This is a genomic window from Paenibacillus sp. FSL A5-0031 (assembly GCF_001956295.1).
Lineage (GTDB): Bacteria > Bacillota > Bacilli > Paenibacillales > Paenibacillaceae > Pristimantibacillus.
Window position 1 is genome coordinate 1 of the sequence record NZ_MRTD01000050.1, and the last position, 4,951, is coordinate 4,951.

At 46.3% G+C, this 4,951-nt stretch carries 4 protein-coding genes; 1 reads left to right on the plus strand and 3 read right to left on the minus strand.

Going from position 1 to position 4,951, the window contains the following annotated elements:
* The 3 genes from BK120_RS34135 to BK120_RS34145 form a co-directional block, all read right to left on the minus strand.
* Positions 1-791 (minus strand): IS3 family transposase (locus BK120_RS34135; RefSeq protein ID WP_144376928.1); only part of this gene is annotated, 791 nt, incomplete at its 3' end.
* A 184-nt stretch (positions 792-975) separates the two neighbouring features.
* Positions 976-2,061 carry a Fe-Mn family superoxide dismutase gene (locus BK120_RS34140; protein ID WP_076271914.1) on the minus strand — a complete coding sequence of 362 codons (1,086 nt, stop codon included), beginning with the start codon at positions 2,059-2,061 and terminating at the stop codon, positions 976-978.
* Between the two features lie 82 nt (positions 2,062-2,143).
* On the minus strand, positions 2,144-3,199 hold the full coding sequence (locus BK120_RS34145; protein ID WP_076271915.1) for an alpha/beta hydrolase: 1,056 nt from the start codon (positions 3,197-3,199) through the stop codon (positions 2,144-2,146).
* A 253-nt stretch (positions 3,200-3,452) separates the two neighbouring features.
* Here BK120_RS34145 and BK120_RS34150 point away from each other — a divergent pair, with 253 nt between their 5' ends.
* Entirely contained in the window at positions 3,453-4,196 is a 744-nt protein-coding gene (locus tag BK120_RS34150; RefSeq protein ID WP_076271916.1) for an IclR family transcriptional regulator, read from the plus strand.
* The last annotated feature ends 755 nt before the right edge of the window (positions 4,197-4,951 follow it).

Consider the following 4,951-nt stretch of genomic DNA (forward strand, 5'->3'; position numbering starts at 1 on the left):
CGGTGTTCGAGTGTAGCTTTGGTCATAAGTCGATACGGGTTAGGTTTTCGATGAGGACAAACGAGGTCAAATTTTTTCATTAGCCTTTGAATTCGCTTTAGATTGTAACAGGTGTCATATTCGCTCTGGAGCGTCATCTTAATGGATCGGGAGCCTTTTTTATAACCTCTTCGATGAAAGGCTTTCTTGATAAGTGCACCTGCTTGCTCATCCGCTAACGTACGCTCCTGACGCTTGTCAGCAGAGTGAAGGTAGTTATAAAAGCCAGAGCGTGACACGTCAAGCAGTTGACAAAGGTAACGTGTCATTCGCCCCAAACCTTGTTGAACAGCTTCCTGAATAAGGTTAAAACAATCACTCGGATTTAGGATCTTTCCGTTTGCTGTTAGCCTCCTTTCGTTCCTGTCTAACTTTTTTACGTATGCCAGTTGAGCCTCCAAAAGTCTAATCTTTGCATCCTGCCTGGCAATAATCTCTTCAGGAGATAAATCTCGTTTTGATGGACGTAGAACCGCTTCTTTTCTCGAGTCCGCAAGTCCCGTAATCCCATCTTTTTCGTACGCTTTCTTCCAACGATCTGCACATTGTTCGATCCGCTTCAACCCGAGGATCTCCACTTGAAATCCACTGGTTTCAAAAATCTCCCTCGGAGTTCGTCCCGATACATATTGGTCAATGAACACACGTTTGAATTCATCAGCATACGTAATTGATTTTTCGCTGACTCGTAAGACATACGGGTTGTTAGCTAACTGTTCTTGTTCATATAGATTAAAGTGTTTTTTACTCATATGACCGCCCCCACTATTCACTCTAGTATACAAAAAAGGTACCCATACACTAACCCCTTTTTTCAAAGTGTCCAGTGTATGGGTACCAGTTTAAAATGATATGCTTTCTTATATTTTGAAAAAGTCCGACAGTGAACCGGGGTTAGTCCCCAGCTCCCGTGTCGGGCTTTTTTTGCTAAATAGATTAAAATGGCACCCACACAAGCTTTCGAGCTTCTTCAAATCGATCACTAACGAAGGTCCAATTCACGACATTCCACCAATCCTGAATATACTCAGGCCGTTTGTTTTGATGTTTTAAATAATAAGCATGTTCCCATACATCCAAGGCTAACAAAGGTATAACATCCCATTGTGATAAATTCTGATGTTTCTCTGCGGTTAATATTTCAAGCCGGCTGCTGCGTGGACTCCAAACTAGAATCGCCCAGCCGCTTCCCTCCACCTTCGCCGCTGCCTTGCTGAATTGATTCTTAAAGGCGGAGAAGCTGCCAAAATCATTTCGGATTTGCTGGCTCAGAGCTCCTATCGGCTCACCTCCACCATAGGGTGTCATGATGCTCCAGAATAGAGTATGTAAGTAGTGGCCGGCACCGTTAAAAGCAAGCTCTCGCTCCCAATGCTTAACCAGCTCAAATTGATTCGTCTCGCGTGCGATTTTGAGCTGCAATTCCGCTTCATTTAGACCATCGACATAGGACTGATGGTGTATATCATGATGGATTCGCATCGTATGCTCATCGATATAAGGCTCAAGGGCACTGTAAGCATAGGGCAGAGGAGGCAGTGTGTGTCCCCCGATGGGGACTTGCTGGACAATTGCACGGTGCTGATTATTGCCTGAGCTGGTTACCTTTTGTCGATAGGAGCTCATTAAGCCGATATAATAGTTGGATTCACGAATGGCGTGAGAGATGACGGATTTGGTGACATCAGAAGAAGCCGACGCGGTGCGCTCAGTTAGCTGCCTGAGTTGATCGACATACGTTCTTGATTGTTCAAGGGATGTCTCTACAACCGCTTCAATCGTTTGTTCCATATAGGATGGCAAGCGTGACGGAATGGGAAGCCATTCATCCAGCCATTGATTAGTATATTGAGCGGTATTGGAGAAAACAGGCTCCCATGCTTGGAGAAGCTGAACATACTGACGCTCCATCTCAGGCGCTGCCTGCAAAATAACAGCGATATGCTCTTTCTCTTGCAGCTTCCAATGTCTAACTAATTCCATTACGCGAACGGGCATGAGCGTTCCATAAACAAAAAGCACGACCATCGCCTCCCTTTTTCGCAACAAATGCATCTATGTTAGATGTATTCGTCGGTAAGCGGGCTTATGTCGTGCTTCATTATTATGTTCGTTCTGCTTGGAGCTGTTGATCGACTTGGCTTAGAAATAAGGCTGCTCTTTGGATATATTCACTCGGATGAACTTGGAACAGCAATTCGTGTTTGCCTTCGGGAACGATCCAAGAACGAGATAGAACGTTGCCTTGCCCATCAGCAATAGCCTCTGCCGTTTGGTAAGGAGCCTTTGAATCTTCTGTGCCATGGATGATAAATAACGGGATATCGTAAACGTTAGATAAAACCTCGCTTGCCGGAATAGATCCAAAGCTTGTACCCGTCCAAAGGGGGATCATCGATTCAATAAGCGGCAAAGAGAACTGCGGCAATGAAACAAATTGATTCAAGTTATCAAATAATGCCTCGGGGCTCGGGATGAAAAGACTGTCGAGTATCATGGCGTCAATTTCATCGGTCTGCAGTCCTGCTTGCAGTGCCGTTCCTGCACCCATTGAGAAGCCCCAGACGACGATGTCCTCCGCTCCGCGTGATTTTGCATAATCTACTGCAGCAAGCAGCTGTTGTGACTCCTCAAGGCCGCCAGTGGCCGGAGCTTTGTACTCCTTAGATGCATAGCCGTAGTCAAACAACAATATATTATAGTTTAAACCGTGCAGCAGCTTCGAGAGCTCATACATCGGTACCCATGATTCTTCGCGATTAGCGCCATAACCGTGGCTGAAAACAACAGTTCGTGCTGAAGGAGCCGCTTCGCTTGCATCACTCTCTGCAGGGATGAACCAGCCGCTGACCGTCGTATTTCCGCTTTTGCTAGGGAAAATGACATCCTCGTAATCTAGGCCGATAGCCGCTTGCGGATTAGAGGAGAGTGGGGCTACATAAGGGTATGCAAGCATCCATGCGACATAGCCATGAAAAATAATGACAGCAATCAAACACATTGCCGTAAGGGAAGCAATGGAAGCAACCAGCAAATGCTTGCTGCGGCTTTTGGTTTTGCGCAATTGGGACAGGTTATCCGAATCGCCAAGCGGGAAGGGATGAAGGTTTTTTGGAAATCCGCCTTCAAGTGGCAATGGTGTCATTATAGTCGTGCTCATGTCGTTGTCCTCCCTCTGTAAGTAACCGTCCATTAGACTCATATATTCGGATCGTTGTAAGCGCTTTTCTTATCTAGTACTTTTATCGTAGTCCGGTCCTATAAGCCTGTCAATTGTTGTCGAGGTAATGTTAATCATTTGTAATATTACTGTAATGTAAACAACTGTTCTTTACGATAATGGAAGCGATGAGTTATACTGAATGAGAATCGGTTTCATTGGATGAAACTTTTGGAGAGGGAGCTGTGGCTGCATGGAAGATGGAAAATCGACGGTTCGAGCAGTGGATCGGGCGCTTGATATATTGCTGTGTTTTATTTCAAAAACAGACTGGGCAATGACTGAGATTGCCGAACAGGTTGGCCTGCACAAAAGCACGGTGCACCGGATGCTCGCCACGCTCGAAGAGAAAGGCTTCATCGAGCGCGATCGCTCGACAGACCGATATCATTTGGGTTTAAAAATGTGGGAGCTGTCAGCCCATTTATCACGTTCAGATGATCAAGCAACAATATGGCTGCCTGAGATGGAGCGTTTACGCGACCAGCTGGGCGAGACCGTTAGCATATACGTAAGAGACGGCTCTGAGCGGATCCGTATGCAAGCCGTGCAAAGCAATCAACCCGTTAGGCGGGTAGCGCCTGTAGGCGTGAGACTGCCGCTTTATGCAGGTGCATCGAGTAAGGTGCTAATCGCTTATTCAGATCCGATCGTACAGGAAAGCATTTTTGGAGATCCAGCTTGGCTGTACTCTCTGGATCTGGATCAATACAAGCAGCAGCTCGAAGAGATTTGTATGCAGGGATATGCCACAAGCTTCGAGGAACGGGAACCGGGAGCTGCGGCGCTTTCGGCGCCTATCTTTAACCGTACCGGCAAGCTCGCTGCTGCATTATCCGTGTCGGGTCCAGCCAGCAGGATGACCATGGACACGATGAGGGAATACGCCCCGGTCATGATGGAGTCCGCTAAACGGATGGGTACGATGATTCTATAGTCATAAAAGAAACAGCAGGCATGAGGTGATCCTCGAGCCTGCTGTTTTTGTTTTAAACACATTAGGGTTGTTGGGTAGTGTAGCCCGTTTTAAGTTACGCCTTTGCTGGGATGTTGCGTTGCTTAGCGAGTGGTTGCTGCATCTAGGATTTAAACAAGCAGCTAAGCTATGTTCCACGAATGATTGGAGCATATGAATCTCAGGATTAAGTCATCTAATCGGTGGGAGTGGAAGCTCCTGTGTATTGCTTTTTAGAGAAGGTAACGGACATCAGATACGCTATTTGCTCCTTTTCCTTACTTTTGGGGTAGCTAACGGACATAGGGTACGCTATTGGGCTTAAAAAGGTAGGTTTATGCTCGAAATGGGACAAATAGCGGATCGTATGTCCGTTAAATTTGTTGTGGACGTTATTTGTGATAAATAACGGATCCTATGTCCGTTAGGTGAGGTTTTGTACGATAAAGCGAAGCTATGATACTTCAAGTGCAGTTGAGGATTAATGTGATTGTTGTAGCTGCGCACCTGCTCTGGGAGGGGAGCGTGGCTGGTTGTTGGCTGTAGTTTGGTTCAAACTCAATCCACAGATGGGGACTAACGTGATAGCCGCGCGCCTGCTTTGGGTGGGGGTACGTGGCTAGATTGCTGGTTGTAATTTATTCAAACTCATAATGAGCGTTCGAAGTAAAAGAAGGGTGGAATTAGAAGATTGAGTAACCAAACTTGCTGTAACGGACATCAGATACGTTATTTGC